Origin of the sequence: Streptomyces sp. NPDC127117, from assembly GCF_042677325.1 — a bacterium.
Taxonomy (GTDB): Bacteria; Actinomycetota; Actinomycetes; order Streptomycetales; family Streptomycetaceae; genus Streptomyces.
This window is the reverse complement of sequence record NZ_JBHXTM010000008.1, coordinates 17,000-35,669: the sequence shown is the minus strand read 5'-3', so window position 1 is coordinate 35,669 and position 18,670 is coordinate 17,000. Positions and strand designations below refer to the sequence as shown.

At 71.3% G+C, this 18,670-nt stretch carries 22 protein-coding genes and 1 pseudogene; 12 read left to right on the top strand and 11 right to left on the bottom strand.

Annotated elements, in window-relative coordinates:
• Positions 1 to 47: 47 nt before the first annotated feature.
• Entirely contained in the window at positions 48 to 854 is an 807-nt protein-coding gene (locus tag ACFVH0_RS09770) for a hypothetical protein (RefSeq protein ID WP_385819061.1), read from the bottom strand.
• 208 nt (positions 855 to 1,062) lie between these two features.
• Between ACFVH0_RS09770 and ACFVH0_RS09765 the strand changes: the two genes are divergently transcribed.
• The 4 genes and pseudogenes from ACFVH0_RS09765 (at position 1,063) to ACFVH0_RS09750 (ending at position 3,614) form a co-directional block, all read left to right on the top strand.
• The gene (locus ACFVH0_RS09765; protein ID WP_385819060.1) at positions 1,063 to 1,392 is read left to right on the top strand and encodes a helix-turn-helix domain-containing protein; all 330 of its coding nucleotides are present in this window, start codon (positions 1,063 to 1,065) and stop codon (positions 1,390 to 1,392) included.
• A pseudogene (locus tag ACFVH0_RS09760) lies at positions 1,371 to 1,478 on the top strand (winged helix-turn-helix domain-containing protein); the annotation flags it as partial. The gene ACFVH0_RS09765 and the pseudogene ACFVH0_RS09760, both read left to right, overlap by 22 nt.
• Before the next feature lie 47 nt (positions 1,479 to 1,525).
• Entirely contained in the window at positions 1,526 to 2,080 is a 555-nt protein-coding gene (locus ACFVH0_RS09755) for a transposase (protein ID WP_385819059.1), read from the top strand.
• Positions 2,081 to 2,765: 685 nt separating this feature from the next.
• Positions 2,766 to 3,614, top strand: coding sequence for an aminoglycoside N(3)-acetyltransferase (locus ACFVH0_RS09750; RefSeq protein WP_385819058.1), 849 nt, complete (start codon positions 2,766 to 2,768; stop codon positions 3,612 to 3,614).
• A gap of 22 nt (positions 3,615 to 3,636) precedes the next feature.
• Here the strand turns inward: ACFVH0_RS09750 and ACFVH0_RS09745 are convergent, their stop codons facing one another.
• Positions 3,637 to 4,197, bottom strand: a complete 561-nt coding sequence (locus tag ACFVH0_RS09745; protein WP_385819057.1) for a YbaK/EbsC family protein — start codon at positions 4,195 to 4,197, stop codon at positions 3,637 to 3,639.
• 44 nt (positions 4,198 to 4,241) lie between these two features.
• The gene (locus tag ACFVH0_RS09740) at positions 4,242 to 4,814 is read right to left on the bottom strand and encodes a helix-turn-helix domain-containing protein (protein ID WP_385819056.1); all 573 of its coding nucleotides are present in this window, start codon (positions 4,812 to 4,814) and stop codon (positions 4,242 to 4,244) included.
• Between the two features lie 93 nt (positions 4,815 to 4,907).
• On the opposite strand from ACFVH0_RS09740, the gene ACFVH0_RS09735 reads away from it, so the two are divergent.
• Positions 4,908 to 5,774 carry an EamA family transporter gene (locus ACFVH0_RS09735; protein ID WP_385819055.1) on the top strand — a complete coding sequence of 289 codons (867 nt, stop codon included), beginning with the start codon at positions 4,908 to 4,910 and terminating at the stop codon, positions 5,772 to 5,774.
• Between the two features lie 6 nt (positions 5,775 to 5,780).
• Here ACFVH0_RS09735 and ACFVH0_RS09730 read toward each other — a convergent pair whose 3' ends face one another.
• A complete protein-coding gene (locus ACFVH0_RS09730; RefSeq protein WP_385819054.1) occupies positions 5,781 to 6,536 on the bottom strand; it encodes an acyltransferase in 756 nt (251 codons plus the stop codon).
• Positions 6,537 to 6,718: 182 nt separating this feature from the next.
• Between ACFVH0_RS09730 and ACFVH0_RS09725 the strand changes: the two genes are divergently transcribed.
• Positions 6,719 to 7,249: a gamma carbonic anhydrase family protein gene (locus ACFVH0_RS09725; RefSeq protein WP_385819053.1), complete on the top strand. Its 531-nt coding sequence runs from the start codon at positions 6,719 to 6,721 to the stop codon at positions 7,247 to 7,249.
• Between the two features lie 55 nt (positions 7,250 to 7,304).
• Here ACFVH0_RS09725 and ACFVH0_RS09720 read toward each other — a convergent pair whose 3' ends face one another.
• Together ACFVH0_RS09720 and ACFVH0_RS09715 are read right to left on the bottom strand one after the other, a co-directional pair.
• A complete protein-coding gene (locus ACFVH0_RS09720; protein ID WP_385819052.1) occupies positions 7,305 to 7,958 on the bottom strand; it encodes a DedA family protein in 654 nt (217 codons plus the stop codon).
• 159 nt (positions 7,959 to 8,117) lie between these two features.
• Positions 8,118 to 8,555: a DUF4442 domain-containing protein gene (locus ACFVH0_RS09715; protein WP_385819198.1), complete on the bottom strand. Its 438-nt coding sequence runs from the start codon at positions 8,553 to 8,555 to the stop codon at positions 8,118 to 8,120.
• 152 nt (positions 8,556 to 8,707) lie between these two features.
• On the opposite strand from ACFVH0_RS09715, the gene ACFVH0_RS09710 reads away from it, so the two are divergent.
• Complete coding sequence (locus ACFVH0_RS09710; RefSeq protein ID WP_385819051.1) at positions 8,708 to 9,772, top strand: hypothetical protein; 1,065 nt, start codon at positions 8,708 to 8,710, stop codon at positions 9,770 to 9,772.
• A 61-nt stretch (positions 9,773 to 9,833) separates the two neighbouring features.
• The gene (locus ACFVH0_RS09705; protein WP_385819050.1) at positions 9,834 to 11,135 is read left to right on the top strand and encodes an MFS transporter; all 1,302 of its coding nucleotides are present in this window, start codon (positions 9,834 to 9,836) and stop codon (positions 11,133 to 11,135) included.
• Here ACFVH0_RS09705 and ACFVH0_RS09700 read toward each other — a convergent pair.
• The 3 genes from ACFVH0_RS09700 to tuf form a co-directional block, all read right to left on the bottom strand.
• A complete protein-coding gene (locus ACFVH0_RS09700; protein WP_385819049.1) occupies positions 11,097 to 11,942 on the bottom strand; it encodes a spermidine synthase in 846 nt (281 codons plus the stop codon). The genes ACFVH0_RS09705 and ACFVH0_RS09700 overlap by 39 nt on opposite strands.
• A 22-nt stretch (positions 11,943 to 11,964) precedes the next feature.
• Entirely contained in the window at positions 11,965 to 12,810 is an 846-nt protein-coding gene (locus tag ACFVH0_RS09695) for a patatin-like phospholipase family protein (protein WP_385819048.1), read from the bottom strand.
• Positions 12,811 to 12,884: 74 nt separating this feature from the next.
• Positions 12,885 to 14,072, bottom strand: coding sequence for an elongation factor Tu (tuf, locus tag ACFVH0_RS09690; protein ID WP_385819047.1), 1,188 nt, complete (start codon positions 14,070 to 14,072; stop codon positions 12,885 to 12,887).
• Positions 14,073 to 14,481: 409 nt separating this feature from the next.
• Between tuf and ACFVH0_RS09685 the strand changes: the two genes are divergently transcribed.
• Together ACFVH0_RS09685 and ACFVH0_RS09680 are read left to right on the top strand one after the other, a co-directional pair.
• Complete coding sequence (locus tag ACFVH0_RS09685) at positions 14,482 to 15,195, top strand: TVP38/TMEM64 family protein (RefSeq protein WP_385819046.1); 714 nt, start codon at positions 14,482 to 14,484, stop codon at positions 15,193 to 15,195.
• A 218-nt stretch (positions 15,196 to 15,413) separates the two neighbouring features.
• Positions 15,414 to 16,286 (top strand): undecaprenyl-diphosphate phosphatase, encoded by an 873-nt coding sequence (locus tag ACFVH0_RS09680; protein ID WP_259934572.1) that lies wholly within the window; start codon positions 15,414 to 15,416, stop codon positions 16,284 to 16,286.
• Positions 16,287 to 16,316: 30 nt separating this feature from the next.
• Here ACFVH0_RS09680 and ACFVH0_RS09675 read toward each other — a convergent pair whose 3' ends face one another.
• Positions 16,317 to 16,571, bottom strand: a complete 255-nt coding sequence (locus ACFVH0_RS09675) for a LapA family protein (RefSeq protein ID WP_385819045.1) — start codon at positions 16,569 to 16,571, stop codon at positions 16,317 to 16,319.
• Between the two features lie 128 nt (positions 16,572 to 16,699).
• Entirely contained in the window at positions 16,700 to 16,969 is a 270-nt protein-coding gene (locus tag ACFVH0_RS09670) for a hypothetical protein (protein WP_385819044.1), read from the bottom strand.
• Between the two features lie 250 nt (positions 16,970 to 17,219).
• Here ACFVH0_RS09670 and ACFVH0_RS09665 point away from each other — a divergent pair, with 250 nt between their 5' ends.
• Both ACFVH0_RS09665 and ACFVH0_RS09660 read left to right on the top strand, forming a co-directional pair.
• A complete protein-coding gene (locus ACFVH0_RS09665; RefSeq protein WP_385819043.1) occupies positions 17,220 to 18,080 on the top strand; it encodes a universal stress protein in 861 nt (286 codons plus the stop codon).
• A gap of 67 nt (positions 18,081 to 18,147) precedes the next feature.
• Positions 18,148 to 18,636, top strand: a complete 489-nt coding sequence (locus tag ACFVH0_RS09660; RefSeq protein ID WP_385819042.1) for a nuclear transport factor 2 family protein — start codon at positions 18,148 to 18,150, stop codon at positions 18,634 to 18,636.
• Positions 18,637 to 18,670: the final 34 nt, after the last annotated feature.

The following is an 18,670-nucleotide window of genomic DNA, read 5'->3' as shown; positions in this document are numbered from 1 at the left end:
GCGCCCCGGAGCCGTCCGCCGGCCCCGGAACGCGGAGCGCGAGAGGTCTACTCGGGCGCCTCGATCGTCACCGGCTTGCCCAGGTCGTAGAAGTGCTGCGTGGTCGTGCTCATCACGCCGGCCGTCCGGGACTCGGCCTGCCCGCCGTAGGGCGTGAAGTCGTCCCCGAACCAGAGGATGTGCTCGCGCACGGCCGCGCCCATGAACGTGTACGGATTCTTGTTCACGATCCGCCACGCCGTGACGTCCTCCCCGTTCTCCAGGGAGAGCACGGGCCGCTCCTGCTCGACGGTCCACTCCGGCGCCGACGCGATCATCTGGGCCGTCATCTCCGGATCGGCGAGCGCGCGGTAGAGCTTCCCCGTGGCGGCCACGATCTGCTCCTGCGGGTCACTGCTGTTCTTGTCCCCCTTGACCCACTTGCCGAGCCCCGGCGTCTTGATCCACTCGTCCTCGCCCTTGAAGACGTACGCCTTCTCCCCCTCCGGCCCCGTCATCGACCCGGCCAGCGCGGGCTCGTCCCCGAAGAGGAACCGCGAGGTCCCCGACTCGTCCCCCGACTGCACGGCCTCCGTCCCCGATCCGTACGCCTTCAGGGCGGCCACCAGGCACTTCGACAGGGCCGAACCGGCGAGGGTCGTACCGCCCTTGAGCTGGAGGCCGTCGCACTCGGACGGGGTGGCGAAGGCCGGGGACGACGCCTTAGGGCTCTCGTCCCCGGGCGCGGGCCGGTCGGACGACGATTCCGAACGCGTCGGCTCGGCCGACCCGTCCGACGAGGAGCAGCCGGCCAGGAGGCCGACGGCGAGGAGGGTTCCTATGCACGCGTAGGGGCGCGGACGTACAGGTCTCATGTTGTTCGAACTCCACTGGTCACGGACAGCCCGCGACCGCGGACCGTCTTATGGGCTCTCGCAAGCGAATCCATAGCCCCGCACCACCGGTCGTGAAGGTGTTCGCTTCACGGGCCGCGGATGCGGGCCTTTGGATCCTACTGACCTCGGCTCGTTGGGGTGAAACTGCGCGAAGTTCCTGAAGGGCCTGGAGTGGTGGCTGTATCCCGTGGTGTGTGAGGTATGCGGATGGGGGCGGGCTGACCGCCGCGGGACGTCGGCGCCGGGAGACGGTGCGTATGCAGGCAGCCGAGCTGTTCGAGCAGAGGATCAAGCCGCGGAGGCCGCGCGGCGGCTGCGGGTGAGCCTGAAATCGGCCTACCAGTGGCACCAACGATGGCGGGAGGGCGGTGTTCAGGCTCTGGCCTCCCGTGGTCCGAGCGGGTCGCGGTGCCGCCTGTCCCCGCGCTGCTTGGAGAAGCCGGCCGTGTATCTCCAGCAGGGGCCGGCCGCGCACGGCTGGGTGGAGGACCAGGTGTGTGGACGGCCGCTCGGGTGACCACGCTGATCGGCAGGAAGTTCCATGTCTCCTACAGCGTCTCGGGTGCCACCCGGCTGATGCACCGGCTCGGGTTCTCCCCGCAGGTCCCCGCCCGGCGGGTCGCCGAGCGCGGCGAGCAGGCCGTCACCGTGTGGAAGGAGGCGACCTGGGCGGAGGTAAAAGAGCGCGGGCGGCCTGCGGGGGCTACGTCTGCTTCGAGGACGAGGCAGGCTTCACCCGCAGACCGCCGCGAGGCCGGACCTGGGGCCGACGCGGCCGCACCCCGGTCGTGACGGTGAGCGGACGGCGCTCGGGACGCCTGTCGGTGGCCGGGCTGATTGCGATGCGGCCCGGCTCCCGCACCCGGCTCTGCCAGCGCCTGCGCACCCACCCCTCGGGCAAGGGCAAGCGCCGCAGCATGAGCGAGCGCGACTTCATCGCCCCGGTCGACGGCACCCACCAGCTCATCAAGGCACCGATCGTGCTGGTGAGGGACCGGCTCAACACCCATGTCTCCCGCACGATACGAGAGTTGATCGACGCACGGGAATGGCTGACGGTGTTCCTGCTGCCCGCTTACTCGCCCGACCTGAACCCGGTCGAGGGGGTGCGGGCGCACGTCAGACGCAGCCTGGCAAACCTCGCCGTCGTCACCCTGGACAGGCTTGAAGTCCTCGTACGCAACCGGCTCAAACGCCTTCAATAACGGCCAGACACCCTCGACGGCTTCATAGCCGGCACCGGCCTGGCCCTCGACCACCCAGCCTCACCCTGACGGGCTGAAGTCAGTAACCACATCTCCCCCACCGTCCAGTCAACCCGCGCGGCTGACGTGCGCGCCCCGTAGCACGCTGCGGGACCACCCTCCATACGCATGCGGCAGCGGTACGACTCTCCGCCGGAGACCATGCCCACCTTGCAGTGCGGACAGCGGAGAATTCCGGTGAGGATCCTGCTCGCACTTCGTACGCCGTGCCGCCCCACGGAACCCGCCACCGTACGGAAGGCGAAGTATGTGCGGATGGCATACCACTCGGTGACGGACACGACTCCAGTACCGCAACTCACTGGGTGCCCGGCAGCGTCGAGTAGCGGCTCAGCCTTCCACCCTCATTTGTCGATCGGATTGCCGAACTCGTCGATGTACCGCTCGCGGTAGGGGACGAGGCCGGCCCACAAAGCCAAGGGCAAGAAGTTCGTCGGCGTCTTCTCCGCGTTCCGTTGCCACCCCTATCGGAGTAGTGCCTCCCCTGGCGCGAGGCTACACAGGAGATACACCTCCGGTGCCCCGCCATCGAGATTCCCGCCCTGGACCGCTGAACCGCACCCGGGTCCGTCGCGCGCGTGTGCGTGGTGTCGTACCGGGCGTGCGGCTGGGAGAATGGCGCGCTGTGACCACTACCACCGCACCGACCGACGTTCACAGCCGCAGCCGGCTGGCCGGGCAGCTCACCGAGTTGGGCGTGGAGCGCAACGGCGTCCTTCTGGTGCACGCGTCGATGAGCGCGGTGGGCCCGGTGAGCGGTGGTGTCGGTGCGATGGTCGGTGCGCTGCGGGACGCCCTCGGGTACGGCACGCTGGTCGTCCCCGCCTTCACACCGGAGAACTCCGACACCTCTCCGCACTACCTGAACCGGGTGCGCGGGCTCGGTGACCGGGCCCGGGAAGCCGTGCGGGCGGGCATGCCGCCCTTCGACCCGGCGACTACGCCCGCGCCGTCCATGGGCCGTCTCGCGGAGGCCGTACGGCTCTCCGAAGGGGCGGCGCGCAGCTGCCACCCGCAGACGTCCTTCGCCGGGCTCGGCCCGCTGGCCCGAACGCTGTTGGCGCGGCACCGCCCCGACTGCCACCTCGGCGAGGAATCGCCCCTGGCCCGCCTCTACGATCTGCGGGCCCAGGTGCTCCTGCTGGGCACCGGTTTCGACACCTGCACCGCGTTCCACCTCGGCGAGTACCGGGTTCCCGCCCCGCCCCGCCGGTGCTACCGCTGCGTGGTGACGGCCGGGGGGCGCCGCCAGTGGTGGGAGTACGAGGACGTCGCGCTCGACGACAGCGACTTCGCGGCCCTGGGCGCGGACTTCGCCCGGTCGGAGACGGGAGCGCCGGTCCGTACGGGCCCGGTGGGATCGTCGACGAGCCGGCTCTTCCGTATCGACGATGCCGTCGACTTCTCGTCCGGCTGGCTGCCGGCCCACCGGGCGGGTGCACCGGATCAGGCCCTGTGCCACTCGCCCGGCTGAGGACCCGGCCTCCTGCGGGGGCTCAGCTCCTGATGCCGAGTCCCTCGACAACCGTCGCGCCCGGCAGCGCCGCCAGCGCCTTGCCCGGGACGATGAGCTTGCCCCGGCGGGTGCCGCTGCCGATCAGTACCCACTCCTCGTCGACGACGGCCGGGTCGATCAGTAGCGGCCACGACACGGGCAGGCCGATGGGGGTGATGCCGCCGTACTCCATGCCGGTCTCGCCGACCGCCGTGTCCATCGGGGCGAAGGACGCCTTGCGGGCGCCGAGTCGCCTGCGGACCGCGCCGTTCACATCGACGCGGTAGTTGGACAGGACGAGGCAGGCCGCGAGGGTCACCTCGCCGCCGCGTTTGCCCGCCACCACGACGCAGTTGGCCGACCGGTCGAGCAGGTCCGCTCCGTGGTGCTCGGCGAAGACCGCCGTGTCGGCGATGGCCGGGTCCGTGTCGACATGGATGATCTGCTCGGCGGGGAAACCGCCCCAGCCCGCGGTCACGGCCGCGGCGACGGGAGCGGTGAGCAGATCGAGGCGGCCGGCCGCCGGAGCGGCGTTCTCGAAGGAGCCGATGGGAGCGCGCATGCGCCTCACGCTAACAGCGGTCCCGGAGCCTTCGGCCGGTCGTCTCACCGTACGGGCGGGATGGAGACCGCCATGGTCACCTCGGCCGGTTCGGGGCCGTCGTTGCGGTACGCGTGCGGGTGGTGCGCCTCGAACGAGGCGGAGCCACCGGCCGGTAGGACGTACGAGGTGCCGTCGACGACGAGGGTGAGTTCGCCCGCGATGACGTGGAGCAGTTCGACGGTGCCCTCGGGGTGCGGATCGGAGGCGCTGCTGTCACCGGGCATCAGGCGCCAGGACCAGAGTTCGAGCGGTCCCCTGGCCTCCGTGCCGACGAGCAGGGTGGTGGAGCTGCCCGCGTCGGTGGACCACATGCGTACCGCCTGGCTCTCGGGCACCAGGCGGACCGGCGAGCCCTGCTCGTAGTCGAGCAGGGTGGTGATGCTGACGCCCAGCGCGTCGGCGAGCTTGACCGTGGTGCCGACGCTCGGGTTGGTGCGGGCCTGTTCGATCTGGATGATCATGCCGCGGCTGACTCCGGCGCGGGCGGCGAGAGCGTCCAGAGTGAAGCCGCGTTCCCCTCTCCAGCGCTTGAGGTTGCGCGCGAGCGACTGAGTGAGCTGATCGAGGTCAGACACATTCCGTCCAATATTCTGGATGACAGGGTAAAAAATACTGCACTACGGTGTGGTGCACCCCACCGTTCACCGCACTGTACTGCGAGGCATGCCATGACAGCACTGTTCGCTCTGGCCACCAGCCTGCTCTGGGGGCTGGCCGACTTCGGCGGCGGACTGCTCACCCGGCGCGTGCCCGCGCTCACCGTGGTCGTCGTCTCGCAGGCCGTCGCGGCCGTGGTGCTGGGCGTCGTCGTGGTCGCGACCGGCGGCTGGAGCGAGGCGGGCCCTCAGTTGTGGTTCGCGGTCGCGGCGGGTGTCGTCGGGCCGGTCGCGATGCTGAGCTTCTACCAGGCGCTGGCGCTCGGCCCGATGGGGGTCGTCTCCCCGCTCGGATCGCTGGGCGTCGCCGTGCCGGTGAGCGTCGGGCTCCTGGCCGGGGAGCGACCGGGGCTGCCGCAGTTCGCGGGGGTCGGCATCGCCGTGGTGGGCGTCGTGCTGGCGGGCGGTCCGCAGCTGCGCGGGGCTCCGGTACAGCGCCGGGCGGTGCTGCTGACCCTGGTCGCGGCGTTCGGCTTCGGGTCGGTGATGTCGCTGATCGCCGAGGCGTCCACGACGGTGACCGGGCTGTTCCTGGCGCTCTTCGTCCAGCGCCTCACCAATGTCGCGGTGGGCGGTGCGGCCCTGTACGCATCGGTGCGGCGCGGGACACCGGCGCTGCCCGAGGAGGGCGGGGCCGCCGTGGTGCTCGCCGCGCTGCCCGCCCTGGCGTTCGTCGGGCTCGCGGATGTCGCGGCCAACGGCACGTACTCGATCGCGGCACAGCACGGGCCGGTCACGGTGGCCGCCGTGCTCGCCTCGCTCTATCCGGTGGTCACCGCCCTGGCCGCGCGCGGCGTGCTGAAGGAGCAGCTGCGCGGGGTGCAGGCCGCCGGGGCCGGTCTCGCCCTGGTGGGCACGGTGCTGCTCGCGACGGGATGAGGCCCGTCAGCCGTCGGACGGTCCCGGGTTCTCGCCCGGCTCCGACAGGGCAAGCAGCTGCTCGGGCGTGACGCCCGTCGGGATCGGCACCGGAGCGGGGGTCCGCAGCGGCGGCTGCCAGCCCTTCTCGGGATCCCAGCTGCGTACGACACGGGCGGGGGCGCCGGCCACCACCGCGTGGTCGGGCACCTCGCCCCGTACCACCGCGCCCGCGGCGACCACCGCGTTGCGGCCGAGCGTGGCCCCCGGGAGGATCACCGCTCCGGTGCCGATCCAGCAGCCCGGCCCGATGGCGACCGGTTCCATGCGGGGCCACTGCCGGCCGACCGGCTCGTGCGGGTCGTCGTAGCTGTGGTTGGTCGATGTGATGTAGACGTACGGCCCGCAGTACGTGTCCGGGCCGATGGTCACCGTGGTGTCGGCGACCACATGGCTGCCGCGGCCGAGCACCACCCCGTCGCCCAGGGTCAGGATCGGATCGGGGCCGAGGTCCAGGTCGGGCATGAGTCCGGCCGTCAGCGTGACCTGTTCACCGATCACGCAGTGCGAGCCGAGCTCGATCCACCGCTCCCCGAAGACCGTGCCCTGCGGAAAGGCCAGCCGGGTGCCCTCGCCGATCCGTCCGAAGCGCAGCGCACCGGGGCGGTCCGCGGTGACGGCGCCCGACTCCTGCACCCAACGCCAGCCGCGGTGGACGGCCCGGGACAGGGCGCGTCGCCGCCAGGCGGCGAGGGAAGAGAACGTGTTCCTGTTCTTCGGCACTCGCACACGGTAGTCGGCGGCGCCCGGAGGGATCACCGCGGCGACCTGTGATGTTCACCCCACCCGGTCCCGGCCGGGCGGCCGTCGCTTACCGTTCCTGTGGCGCGACGGAACAGCCGCGGCCGAATCGCCGGGACCGGACGACCACGGCCGCACCACCCCTGAGCACGGAGGAACGGGCGATGGCAGAGCAGGCGTTGATCACGGGAATGGGCGGCAAGGAGCCGGACATCGACGTGGATGCCTTCACGGCACCGACCTCGGTCGTCATCGGCGAGATCACCATGGCCGCGGGCTCCAGTGTCTGGTACCACGCCGTACTGCGCGCCGACTGCGGCCCGATCGTCATCGGCACCGACAGCAACATCCAGGACAACTGCAGCGTCCACGTCGATCCCGGGTTCGCCGTCACGGTCGGCGAGCGCGTCTCGGTGGGGCACAACGCCGTGCTCCACGGCTGCACCATCGAGGACGACGTCCTGGTCGGCATGGGCGCCACCGTCCTCAACGGCGCGCACATCGGGGCCGGTTCGCTGATCGCGGCGCAGGCGCTGGTCCCGCAGGGAATGCGGGTGCCGCCGGGTTCGCTGGTCGCCGGGATTCCCGCCAAGGTCAAGCGGCAGCTGACCGAGGAGGAGCTCGAAGGCATCAAATTCAACGCGGTCGGCTATGTGGAGCTGGCCAAGGCGCACCGCCAGGTCCACGAGGGCTGAGAGCGCGGCGGGCGGTGCGGGGTCGCACCGCCCGGTCCGCGCCGTTCCCGTACGGTCAGTCGGCGGCCGCGACCGCCGCCGACTCGGGCGCCGGGCCGGCCGACGCCGCCGCCTTCTTGGCCCGGTTCTTCACGATCAGCATCGAGGCGATGCCGATCAGCACCGCTGCGACGAGGCCGAGGTACGAGAATCGCTTGAGCCAGGCCTCGGCGACGACTCCCACCGAGTAGATGACGGCCGTGGTGCCGCCCGCCCAGACGATGCCGCCGAGCACATTGGCGATCAGGAACTTCCAGTACGGCATGTGCAGTACGCCCGCCAACGGGCCCGCGAAGATCCTCAGCAGCGCCACGAAGCGGCCGAAGAACACCGCCCACATGCCCCACTTCTCGAACGACCGCTCCGCCATCGCGATCTGGTTCTTGCCGAAGTGCTTGGGGAACTTCCCGCCCAGCCGGGCCAGGAGCGGCCGTCCGCCCTTGCGGCCGATGGCGTATCCGATCGAGTCACCGATGATCGCCCCGGCCGAGGCGCAGGCGCCGACGATCCACGGGTTGATTCCGTCGTGTCCGGCTGACAGGAGAGCCGCGCTGATCAGCACGATCTCGCCGGGCAGCGGAATGCCGAGGCTCTCCAGCCCGATGACCCCGGCCACCAGGGCGTAGACGCTGACCGCGGGGATGGTCTCCAGCCATTCCTGGATGTGCAACGCCGGTTCCTCCCGTAGCTGATGCCTGTTGCCCGCCGGGCAACTCCTCGGCGCACGGCGGGAAGCCTACCTGTCCCGCCGACGGCCCGAACAGCTCAAAAAGCCGCCACACGCCCTCTGGTTCGGGCACGTGGCGGCTCTTCGGGGAACCGGCCGGAATCAGGCGTTGGGGCGCAGGGTCCAGACGACGGTCATCTCGCCGGTCACCGCGCCGTCCGCGCGCCGGATCTCGATGGCCACGGGGAACTCCGGCCGCTTGCCCCCGTCGAGTTCGGCGATGACCTCGGCCACCGGGCGGCCCAGGGTCGCCGTCGCGGTGACAACTCCCTTGGCCAGCTTCTTGTAGCCGATCTCCGCCCTCACCGCGAGCGGCACGGCGCGCGACATCTGGTCGCCGAAGGCGGCGATGACGATGGCTCCGCTCGCGGATTCCGCCAGTGTGAACATCGCTCCGGCGTGCGGTCCGCCGATGTGGTTGTGGTACTCGGCCTGGTCCGGGAGGCGGACCACCGCACGCTCGGCGGTCGTCTCCAGGAACTCCAGGTTGAGGGTCCGGGCCATCGGAACCGTCGCGACGAGCATCTCGCCGACGGTCATCTGTTCAGCGCTCATGACCAAATGTTACTCACGGGTAGGACTTTTTGGCCATCCCCGGAACTCCCGGCAGACCTCCCCAGTCACTTCCTTCACCGTCCGCACACGGGGGCGGGCGTAGCAGACCGGCCACCGCCCCTCTATCGTTACTCGCCATGTGGCCAGGACAGCAGCCGCCCGGGGGCGAGCAAAACCCGCAGGACCAGAATCAGAACCCGTATCAGCAGCCGGGGTACCAGCAGCCGAATCCCTATCAGCAGCCGGGATATCAGCAGCAGGGCCAGCCCGGACAGCAGCCGGGGTATCAGCAGCAGGGCCAGCAGCCCGGCTATGCGCAGCCGAATGCGTACCAGCAGCCGACGGTGCCGCAGTACGCGGTGCCCGGACCGCCCGGTGCTCCGCAGCCCGGCGACAACAACAAGAAGAAGACCACCGCCGTCGCGATCGTCGCGGCCACCGCTGTGGTCGTGGCCGCCGTGGTGACCGGTGTCGTCGTGATGAACAAGGACGACAAGGGCAAGGACGTCGCCGACGGCAAGCAGTCGTCCGCGCCCGTCAAGCCGTCCGAATCCTCCTCCGGCGAGGCGAACCCGCGCGGCGACGGAGGGGATCCCAAGCCCCTCATCCCCGGGTGGAAGGTCGTCACCAATCCCAAGTGGGGCACGCAGTTCGACGTGCCCGGGGACTGGGAGGTCGGGACGCCCGGGACGTTCTCGTACTTCGAGGACGAGAAGAAGGGGGACGGTTCGCCCCTCATCGGATTCTCCGCGCCGACCTACTTCCAGAAGAAGTGGTGCGTGGAGGACAGCGACAAGGACGGCACCGAGGAGGACATGAGCCTCGCGAGTGCCGGCACCAGGGGCGCCCAGGGCGCCACCGACGCCGCCAAGAACGCGCACAGCGAGGCCGGCACCTGGGTGTGGGGCGCCTACGCGCAGCACATGCCGCAGAGCACCATCAAGTTCACCGACGCCAAGCAGTACACCACCAAGTCGGGTCTCACCGGCCAGGTCGTCACCGCCACCGCTCCGAACGTCACGAAGAAGGAGAAGTGCGACAGCGACGGCAAGGCCATCGCCTTCACCTTCAAGAACAAGAAGGGTGAGTTCGCTTCCTGGGTCCTGTACGGAGCCGACTCCGTCAAGGACGAACTCCCGGACACGACGATCCAGAAGATCCTCAGCACCGTGCGGCTGGTGGACGTCACCCCGGCCTCCTGATCCGTTCCCTCCCCCGGGAAAGCAGTTGGCACGGCGGGGGCGCGGCGGCGATAGTCCCCTGGTGACCACCGCCGCCACCGCTTCCCGCCCGCCGCACCCCGGCCGCAACTACCGTCTGCTGACCGCCGCCGCGATCATCACGGGCCTGGGTACCCATGGCGCGCTGATCGCGGCGGCGTTCGCCGTTCTGAACGCGGGCGGTGACGGCGGCGACGTCGGTCTGGTGGCCGCCGCCAGGACCGCGCCCCTGGTGCTCTTCCTGCTGATCGGCGGGGCGATCGCGGACCGCCTGCCGCGCCACCGGGTGATGGTCGCGGCGAACGCCCTCAACTGCCTCTCGCAGGCCGCGTTCGCCTGGCTGGTCCTGGCCGGTGATCCGAAGCTGTGGCAGATGATGCTGCTCACCGCGTTGTGCGGCACCGGGCAGGCGTTCTTCAACCCGGCGGCCGAGGGCATGCTGATGTCCAGCGTCAGCCGGGAACAGGCGAGCCGCGCCTTCGCGCTGTTCCGGATGGCCATGCAGGGCGCGACGATCGGCGGGGCGGCGCTCGGCGGCGCCATGATCGCGGCGATGGACCCGGGCTGGGTACTGGCCATCGACGCCGGGGCGTTCGCGGTGGCGGGTGGGCTGCGCGCGTTCCTGGACGTCGGCCACATTCCCCCGCGCGCGCCGGGCGGCGGTCTGCTCGCCGATATGCGGGACGGCTGGCAGGAGTTCATCGGCCGCCCCTGGCTGTGGAGCATCGTGGCGCAGTTCTCGGTGGTGGTCGCCGCGGTGGGTGCCGCCGAGTCGGTGTATGGTCCGCTGGTCGCCCGGGACGAGCTCGGGGGCGCCCGCCCCTGGGGCTTCGCGCTCGCCGCGTTCGGGGCCGGCACCCTGGGCGGGGCGCTGCTGATGACGCGCTGGAAGCCCCGGCGGCTGCTGTTGGCCGGAACGCTCTGCGTCTTCCCGCTGGCGCTGCCCTCGGCGGGCCTGGCGGTGCCGTTGCCGTTGGGCGGGCTCTGCGTGGTGATGTTCGTCAGCGGCGTCGCCATCGAGGTGTTCGGGGTGTCGTGGATGACGGCCATGCACCAGGAGATCCCGGAGGAGAAGCTCTCGCGCGTCTCGGCGTACGACTGGTTCGGCTCGGTGGCGATGATGCCGGTGGCCACCGCGCTCGCCGGTCCGGTGGAGTCGCTGGTCGGGCGGAGCGAGGCCCTGTGGGGCTGTGCGGCGCTGATCGTGCTGGTCACCGGCGCCGTGCTGTTCGTACCGGAGGTACGGAGACTGACCCGGGCCCCCGAGACCGCCGGGGCCGCGACGGGGAAGGACCGGGGACCGGCCTCAGCCGATGCTGAAGGCTCCGTCGGGCGGCTCGGGTGAGGCGACCGCCTCAGCGTCGCCGACCGGCTCGGCACCACCGGCCAGCCGGTCCAGCGCGTCACCGTACTCGACCCGGGCGGGGAAGGCGTCGGCGGCGCAGCGGCGGGTCAGCGTAGCGGTGTCGATGGGGCTCGGGGAGGCGACCAGCACGACGTTGCCGAAGCGCCGGCCGCGCAGCACCGCGGGTTCGGCGATCAGCGCGAGTTCCTCGAAGACGGCCGCGAAGGTGGCCAGTTGGGAGCGGAGGAAGCCGAAGGGCGCGCCGTCCGCGAGGTTCGCCGCGTAGATCCCGTGGTCCCGCAGCGAACGGCGGGCGGCCCGTGCGTACTCGACGGAGGTGAGGTGGGCGGGCACCCGCGAGCCGCCGAAGACGTCCGCGACCAGGAGGTCGAGGGAACCGGGCGCGGTCCGCTCCAGCAGGCCCCGGGCGTCCGTGCCGTGCACGGTGATGCCGCTGCCGGTGGGGACCGGCAGCTGTTCGGCGACCAGTTCGAGGAGCCCGAGATCGGCCTCGGCGACGTCCTGGCGGGAGCCCGGCCTGGTCGCGGCGGTGTAGCGGGGCAGGGTGAGCGCACCGCCGCCGAGGTGGAGTACGTCCAGCGGTGCGCCGGGGGCCGCCGCGCAGTCGACGACATGGGCGAGCCGTCGCGCGTACTCGAACTCGATGTGGTCCGGCGCGTCGAGGTCGACGTAGGACTGGGGCGCGCCGTCGACCGTGAGCAGCCAGGCCCGGTCCCGGTCCACGTCGGGGAGGAGTCTGGCGGTGCCCTGGTCCACGTCCCGGATGACGGGTATCGAGTCGTTCACTCCCCCATTGTGGGGTGCCGGATCAGCTGCCCAGGACCGTGGCGACGGCTTCGGTGTGTGCCGCCGACTGATCGAGTCCGGCGCGGGCCGCCGCTGCCCGGCTGCTCGGGTCCATGGGGTTGCGGCCGAATGCCTTCTTCGCGGCCGCGTCCGGGGTGATGAGCTCGACCCGGGCGCCTTTCGCGGCGAGATCGACCACCTGTGAGTGCGGTGAGGCGATGGCCTTGTTACCGCCTGCGGAGGGCGCGATGACGACGACGCGTCCGTATCCGGCGGCGAGCTGGGCGTTGGCCGTGGAGTGCACCCCGCCGTCGATCCAGGTCCGCCCCTGGATGCGGGAGACGGGCCACACGCCGGGAACCGCGCAGCTCGCGGTGACGGCGTCGACGAGAGGTACTCCGCTGTCCTTGTCGAACGTGCGGAGTTCACCGGTCGTGGCGTCGACGGCGGTGACGAGCAGCGGGCGCTGCGGCCACTCGGGCGACAGGAGCCGGCTCGCGATCGCCGCGCGCCGTTGCTCCTCGGTGACGCCGGGCCGGGCGTCCTGCGCGATCCTGCCCAGCTTCCGGCCGTACGCCTCGGGGGTCCGGGCGGACAGTACGGCCCCCGCGTAACGCAGCAGGGTGAGCGGGCCGAGTCTGCCGCCCGTCGTGTTCTGCGGATCGGCGAGTTCGAGTTCGTAGAGTCCGGGAAGGCCGAGCAGTCCCGAGGCCAGCTGTGCGCCGACCACCGCTCCCGCCGAACTGCCGATGATCAGATCCGCCGCACCGAGGTCCACGCCCGCCTTCGCGAGCCCGTGCAGGATCCCGGTCTCCCAGGCACTGCCGGTGATACCGCCGGAACCCAGTACGAGTGCTGTGTCCGTCATGCCGTCAGTCTCGCGCACGGGGCCGGGCCCGCCTCCCGCGGGGTTCGGGAGGCGGGCCCTTGGTGCGTCGCCGTTCAGAGGACACCGGTGACGGTGCCGGCGCCGACCGTCCGGCCGCCCTCGCGGATCGCGAAGCCGAGTCCGGTCTCCAGCGGGACGTCACGGCCCAGCTCGACGGTCAGGTCGACCGTGTCGCCGGGGCGCGCCACCGCCACCGCGCCGAGGTCGACGTCACCGACGACGTCCGCGGTGCGGATGTAGAACTGCGGCCGGTACCCGGTGGTGACCGGGGTGGTCCGGCCGCCCTCCCGCGCCGACAGGACGTACACCTGCGCGGTGAAGCGGCGGCTGGGCGTCACGCTGCCCGGCGCCGCGACCACATGGCCACGGCGGACCCGGTCGCGCTCCACACCTCGGAGCAGCAGGGCCACGTTGTCGCCGGCCTCCGCGGACTCCATCGGCTTCCCGAAGGTCTCCAGACCGGTGACGACCGTCTCGATGTCCTGGTCCGGCCCGAGCACCGACACCCGGTCGCCGGTCCGCACGGTGCCGCGCTCGACGGCTCCGGTGACGACGGTGCCCCGGCCGGTGATGGTCAGGACGTTCTCCACCGACAGCAGGAACGGCGCGTCGGTGTACCTGACCGGCATCGGCACATAGGTGTCGACGGCGTCGAGCAGCGCCTCGACGGCCGCGGTCCAGCGCGGGTCGCCCTCCAGGGCCTTCAGACCCGACACCCTCACGACGGGAACGGAGTCCCCGCCGTAGCCGTGCGCGGAGAGCAGCTCGCGGACCTCCAGCTCGACCAGGTCGGCCAGCACCGTGTCCTCGCCGTCGTCGACGGCGTCCGCCTTGTTGAGGGCGACGACGATGTGATCGACACCTACCTGACGGGCGAGCAGCACGTGCTCGGCGGTCTGCGGCATGATCCCGTCGAGCGCGGACACGACCAGGATCGCCCCGTCGAGCTGGGCGGCACCGGTGACCATGTTCTTGATGTAGTCGGCGTGCCCGGGCATGTCGACGTGGGCGTAGTGGCGGGTGTCGGTCTCGTACTCGACGTGCGCGATGTTGATGGTGATGCCGCGCTGCGTCTCCTCCGGCGCCCGGTCGATCCGGTCGAACGGGACGAACGTGCCGGTCCCCCGGTCGCTGAGGACCTTGGTGATGGCGGCGGTCAGTGTGGTCTTGCCGTGGTCGACGTGGCCCATGGTGCCGATGTTGAGGTGGGGCTTGGTGCGCACGTATGCCGTCTTGGGCATGGTTCATTCCTTGGTGTTCGAAGCTGGGAGAAGACCCCGGGGCCCGGCCGACCCTCCCCTTGCGGGGTCCGCCGGACTGTCGGGGGAGGGTCAGCTTCGGGCGCCGCCGATGAACGCTGCGGCTGCGGTGGACGCGGCTGCGACAACTGCTGCGGTGACGGGGTTCACGGCAGCCTTCGGCGCGTCCGCGACTGCGGACGGCGCTGTGGGGAAGGCGTACCGGAACATGGGTCCGATCATGTCCGACGGGCCCGGCCGCGTCGAATGGTTTTCCGGCGCACACAGCGGTCCCGGCAAGGGAGTTCGACCCGAGTCGGAGGCCCGGGAGGCGGTGGGCACGGGGTCGGCCGACCGGCTCCTGCCACGCGCGCCACGGCGATCACACACCGGTGTCGGTTACTCTCCCGGCATGCTCGACCCCGTCCCCGCAGCCCGGCCCGCCACCGGCCTCGCCGTGCGCTGCACAAGGGCCCTGCTCTCACCCTGGTCCCGGTTCTCGCTGCTCGTGGCCGTGCTCCTGGGCGCCGCGGCGACGATGCTCCTGCTCGAACCCCAACGGCTGCTGGCCACCGGCTGGCCCGCCCAGCTCAGTGGTGGCGCCGTGGCGGTGATCCTTTTCGGAGTCGCGTACGGCGTGTGCACCGTGGCCTTCGTTCCGCGCCCGCTGCTCAATCTCGCCGCCGGCGCGCTCTTCGGTACGCAGGCCGGCCTGGCCGCCGCGCTGGCGGGAACGGTGCTCGGCGCGGGCATCTCGTTCGGGCTGGGCAGGGTGCTCGGCCAGGACGCGCTCCGTACGCTGCTGCGCGGGCGCTGGCTCAAGGCGGCGGACGGCCAGTTGAGCAGGCACGGGTTCCGCTCGATGCTGGCGCTGCGGCTGTTCCCGGGAGTGCCGTTCGCGGCGGCCAACTACTGCGCGGCGGTGTCGCGCATGGGGTATCCGCCGTTCCTGGTCGCCACCGGGCTCGGTTCGATCCCGAACACCGCAGCGTACGTCGTCGCGGGCAGCGAGGCCTCGTCACCGACGTCGCCCGCGTTCCTGGCCGCGATGGGCTTCATCGTGCTGACGGGGATCGGCGCGGCCGTCGTCGCCTGGCGCAAGCGCCACCGGCTGGCCGCCGAGTGAGCCGGTGCGCCCGGCGGCCGGCGACCGGCCCGCAGGCGATGGCGGGCCCGGGGGTACGCGTAACGCTGTTCATCTGAGGGCGATACCCTGCCCGCGACCGACCGAAGATCTCCGGGCCCATCACGGCCCTGCCCTCAATTGACCGCTATGCGCACCCTGCCGACGGCCCTCACTGCCGTCTGCCGATGCACGATCACCTCCGGGATGGCCAAAGCCCCATGAGCTGGTTCGAATCGTTCGTCCTGGGCCTCGTTCAGGGACTGACCGAGTTCCTGCCGATCTCCTCCAGCGCACATCTGCGGCTCACCGCAGCTTTCGCCGGCTGGCACGACCCGGGTGCGGCGTTCACCGCCATCACCCAGATCGGCACGGAGGCGGCAGTCCTCATCTACTTCCGCAAGGACATCGTCCGGATCGTCTCGGCCTGGTTCCGGTCGCTGACCGACCGGTCGATGCGCAGCGATCACGACGCCCAGATGGGCTGGCTGGTCATCGTGGGTTCCATCCCCATCGGTGTGCTCGGGGTGACGTTCAAGGACCAGATCGAGGGCCCGTTCCGCGATCTGCGGCTGATCGCCACCACGCTGATCGTGATGGGCATCGTCCTCGGCATCGCCGACCGTCTCGCCGCCCGTGACGAGGTGGGCGGAAAGCACCGGGCGGGCAAGGAGCGCAAGACGCTGAAGGAACTCGGGGTGAAGGACGGCCTGATCTTCGGTTTCTGCCAGGCGATGGCGCTGATCCCGGGCGTCTCCCGTTCCGGAGCGACCATCAGCGGCGGTCTGCTGATGGGCTACACCCGTGAGGCTGCGGCCCGGTACTCCTTCCTGCTCGCGATCCCGGCGGTCCTCGCCTCGGGCGTCTTCGAACTGAAGGACGCGGGCGAGGGGCATGTGTCGTGGGGGCCGACCATCTTCGCGACCGTCATCGCGTTCGGAGTGGGGTACGCGGTCATCGCCTGGTTCATGAAGTTCATCACGACCAAGAGCTTCATGCCGTTCGTCATCTACCGCGTGCTGCTCGGTGTGCTGCTGTTCGTGCTGGTGGCCGCCGGTGTGCTGAGCCCGCACGCGGGTGAGTCGGCGGGCTGAGCCGTCCCCGGGTCGGCCGGCCGACCCGGGTCAGCGCCTGGTGCGGCGTCGGGCGAGGTATCCGCCGAGGACCAGCCCGGCGATCAGGGTCACGGCCAGCACCGCCCAGAGCGGCAGGGTGACGATGGGAATCCACAGCCGGATGGCGACCGACCCGGTGTTCACGGCGATGAACCAGATCGCAAGCCCCGTCAGCACCACGATTCCGATGGTGCGTATGCGCACGTTCCGGCCCTTGACGGTCAGGGTCGACGGGGCATGCGGCCCGGACGCCTTCTGTGCCATGCGTCCAGTATCGAGCGGTTCGGCCGAATAGTCCTGCCGGGCCGCATTCGCCGTGCGTCCGGGCGGGGAGTGGCCGACAATGCCCGGCCGCACCCCGTACGCCCCGGGGTGCGGCCCGCCCCGGCGGGTCAGGGTGTGTCGCCCTGCCAGTCCCAGCGGTCGGGATCACCGTCCCGCGGCCCGTACTCCGCTCTGCCGCCCGGCCCGAATCGCCCGATCTCCGTGTTCAGCGCCGCTCCCTCGCGCAGCGCCCGGTCCGTCCAGCCCGTCACGTCGAGCAGCAGGCCGTCGAGCGGGCCGCCCACCAATTCCCGGTAGGCATGTCCCGGCCGGGGGCCCGGGTCCGGATCGTCATGGTCGGCGCCGTACACGCGCCGCTGCCGCATCAGCTCGTCCATGGGGGCAGGATCGCACCCGCCACTGACAATCGCCGGGGCCGGGAAGCCTCGGCCGAACCCTCCGTGTCGGGCCCGGCGCCCATGCCGAGGGCTGCCCGTCGGGGAAGGTCAAGGCCGAGGTACGCGCCACAACGTGACACGGGTGGCTGTGCGTCCCGGATCTTCCGGGCAGATAGGGTCGAAAGTCCCTGCCGTTCGCAGTTCGCGCGTACCAGCCTGGGACATCCACCGCCGGAACCTGGAGGCAATCATGACCAGCACCGACCGTCCCGTGATCGCCGCGGTCGACGGCTCGTCGCACAGCCGCGAGGCACTCGACTGGGCCGCCCACGAAGCCGTACGACGCGGACTCGGGCTGACGATCGTGCACGCCCGCACGCCCGACCGGCGCGTCGAGCAGGAGACGCTGCGGCGCGAGGCGCAGGAGCTGCTCGACCGGTCCGTCCGACGGGTCGCCCAGCTCGCTCCGGAGCTGCAGCCGTCCACGCTGACACCGCTGGACTTCCCTTCGGCGGCGCTCACTTCGCTCAGCCGGAACGCCTCGCTGGTGGTGGTCGGTTCACGCGGCCTGGGCGGCTTCCGGTCCCTGTTGCTCGGCTCCAACAGCCTGGCCGTCGCATCGATGGCCGCGTGCCCGGTGGTCGTGGTCCACAGCGGGCCGTCGGACGAGGACGCGGTGACGGAGGAAGCACATTCCGACATCGTCGCCGGAGTGGCCGCCGACGAGAGCAGCGAAGGGGTTCTGGAGTTCGCCTTCGAGACCGCCGCCTCCCGGCCCGGTGCGCGGCTGCGGATCGTGCACGGCTGGACGATGTTCTCCTCGATGCTCTCCGGCGGCCCCGTCTTCGACCGGGACGCGGTGGCGGACTCCGCCGAACGCACCCTCGCGGAACTCACCGCCGGCTGGCTGGAGAAGTACCCGCAGGTCGAGGTCGTCAGGGAGCCGGTCGGCGGCTCCGCCTCACGCACCCTCGTCACGGCCTCCGCGACCGCGGCGCTGACCGTGGTCGGGCGGCGCCGGGGCGGCGAGTCCCTCGGGCTGGGGCTCTCCCCGGTCGGGCAGACCACGCTCACCCACGCGCTCGGCCCGGTTGCCGTGGTGCCCTGCTGACCGCCGCGCCGCCCGCCGTGCGTGCACGCCTCTTGGCCTCGCACGCCGGTGGGCGGACACTGACCCGATGACACAGCGCGTGGACCTCGCGACCGTGATGGACCGGCTGGCCATCGATGCAGTGATCACCGGCTACGCGGTGGCGGTGGACGACGGTGAATGGGCGGACTACCGGGCCCTGTTCACTGCGGACGGCCGTGCCGACTACCGGGGTGCCGGTGGTGTCGAGGGGCCGGTGGACGAGGTCGCCGAGTGGCTGTCGCGGACCATGCGGCTCTTCCCCGTACGCCAGCATCTGGTCGTCAACCGCCGGATCGAGTTCCAGGACCTCGGCGGCTACCCGGGCGATGTCGCCGAGGTGTGGGCCGACTACCTGAACCCGATGCGGCTGGAGACGGCCCCGGACGGTACGAGCGGTTCGGAGGTACGGGCCACCGCGCCGAACTTCGTCTCCGGCGGGCGGTACGCGTTCTCGCTGTCTCGTACGGACGGCGGCTGGCGGATCCGTACCGTGACCGTCCACGAGAAGTGGCGCGACCCCTCCCCGGCGGGCTGAGCCGGAACGCCGGTGCTTCCGCTTTCCCGCGCCG

Coding starts and splice junctions, on each gene's coding strand:
- ACFVH0_RS09725 (WP_385819053.1), top strand. CDS start 6,719: ATGGCAGAGCAGGCGTTGATCACGGGAATGGGCGGCAAGGAGCCGGAC.
- ACFVH0_RS09675 (WP_385819045.1), bottom strand. CDS start 16,571: ATGGCACAGAAGGCGTCCGGGCCGCATGCCCCGTCGACCCTGACCGTC.
- ACFVH0_RS09715 (WP_385819198.1), bottom strand. CDS start 8,555: ATGACCGTCGGCGAGATGCTCGTCGCGACGGTTCCGATGGCCCGGACC.
- ACFVH0_RS09670 (WP_385819044.1), bottom strand. CDS start 16,969: ATGGACGAGCTGATGCGGCAGCGGCGCGTGTACGGCGCCGACCATGAC.
- ACFVH0_RS09685 (WP_385819046.1), top strand. CDS start 14,482: ATGCTCGACCCCGTCCCCGCAGCCCGGCCCGCCACCGGCCTCGCCGTG.
- ACFVH0_RS09680 (WP_259934572.1), top strand. CDS start 15,414: ATGAGCTGGTTCGAATCGTTCGTCCTGGGCCTCGTTCAGGGACTGACC.
- ACFVH0_RS09735 (WP_385819055.1), top strand. CDS start 4,908: ATGACAGCACTGTTCGCTCTGGCCACCAGCCTGCTCTGGGGGCTGGCC.
- tuf (WP_385819047.1), bottom strand. CDS start 14,072: ATGCCCAAGACGGCATACGTGCGCACCAAGCCCCACCTCAACATCGGC.
- ACFVH0_RS09660 (WP_385819042.1), top strand. CDS start 18,148: ATGACACAGCGCGTGGACCTCGCGACCGTGATGGACCGGCTGGCCATC.
- ACFVH0_RS09745 (WP_385819057.1), bottom strand. CDS start 4,197: ATGCGCGCTCCCATCGGCTCCTTCGAGAACGCCGCTCCGGCGGCCGGC.
- ACFVH0_RS09695 (WP_385819048.1), bottom strand. CDS start 12,810: ATGACGGACACAGCACTCGTACTGGGTTCCGGCGGTATCACCGGCAGT.
- ACFVH0_RS09710 (WP_385819051.1), top strand. CDS start 8,708: ATGTGGCCAGGACAGCAGCCGCCCGGGGGCGAGCAAAACCCGCAGGAC.
- ACFVH0_RS09665 (WP_385819043.1), top strand. CDS start 17,220: ATGACCAGCACCGACCGTCCCGTGATCGCCGCGGTCGACGGCTCGTCG.
- ACFVH0_RS09770 (WP_385819061.1), bottom strand. CDS start 854: ATGAGACCTGTACGTCCGCGCCCCTACGCGTGCATAGGAACCCTCCTC.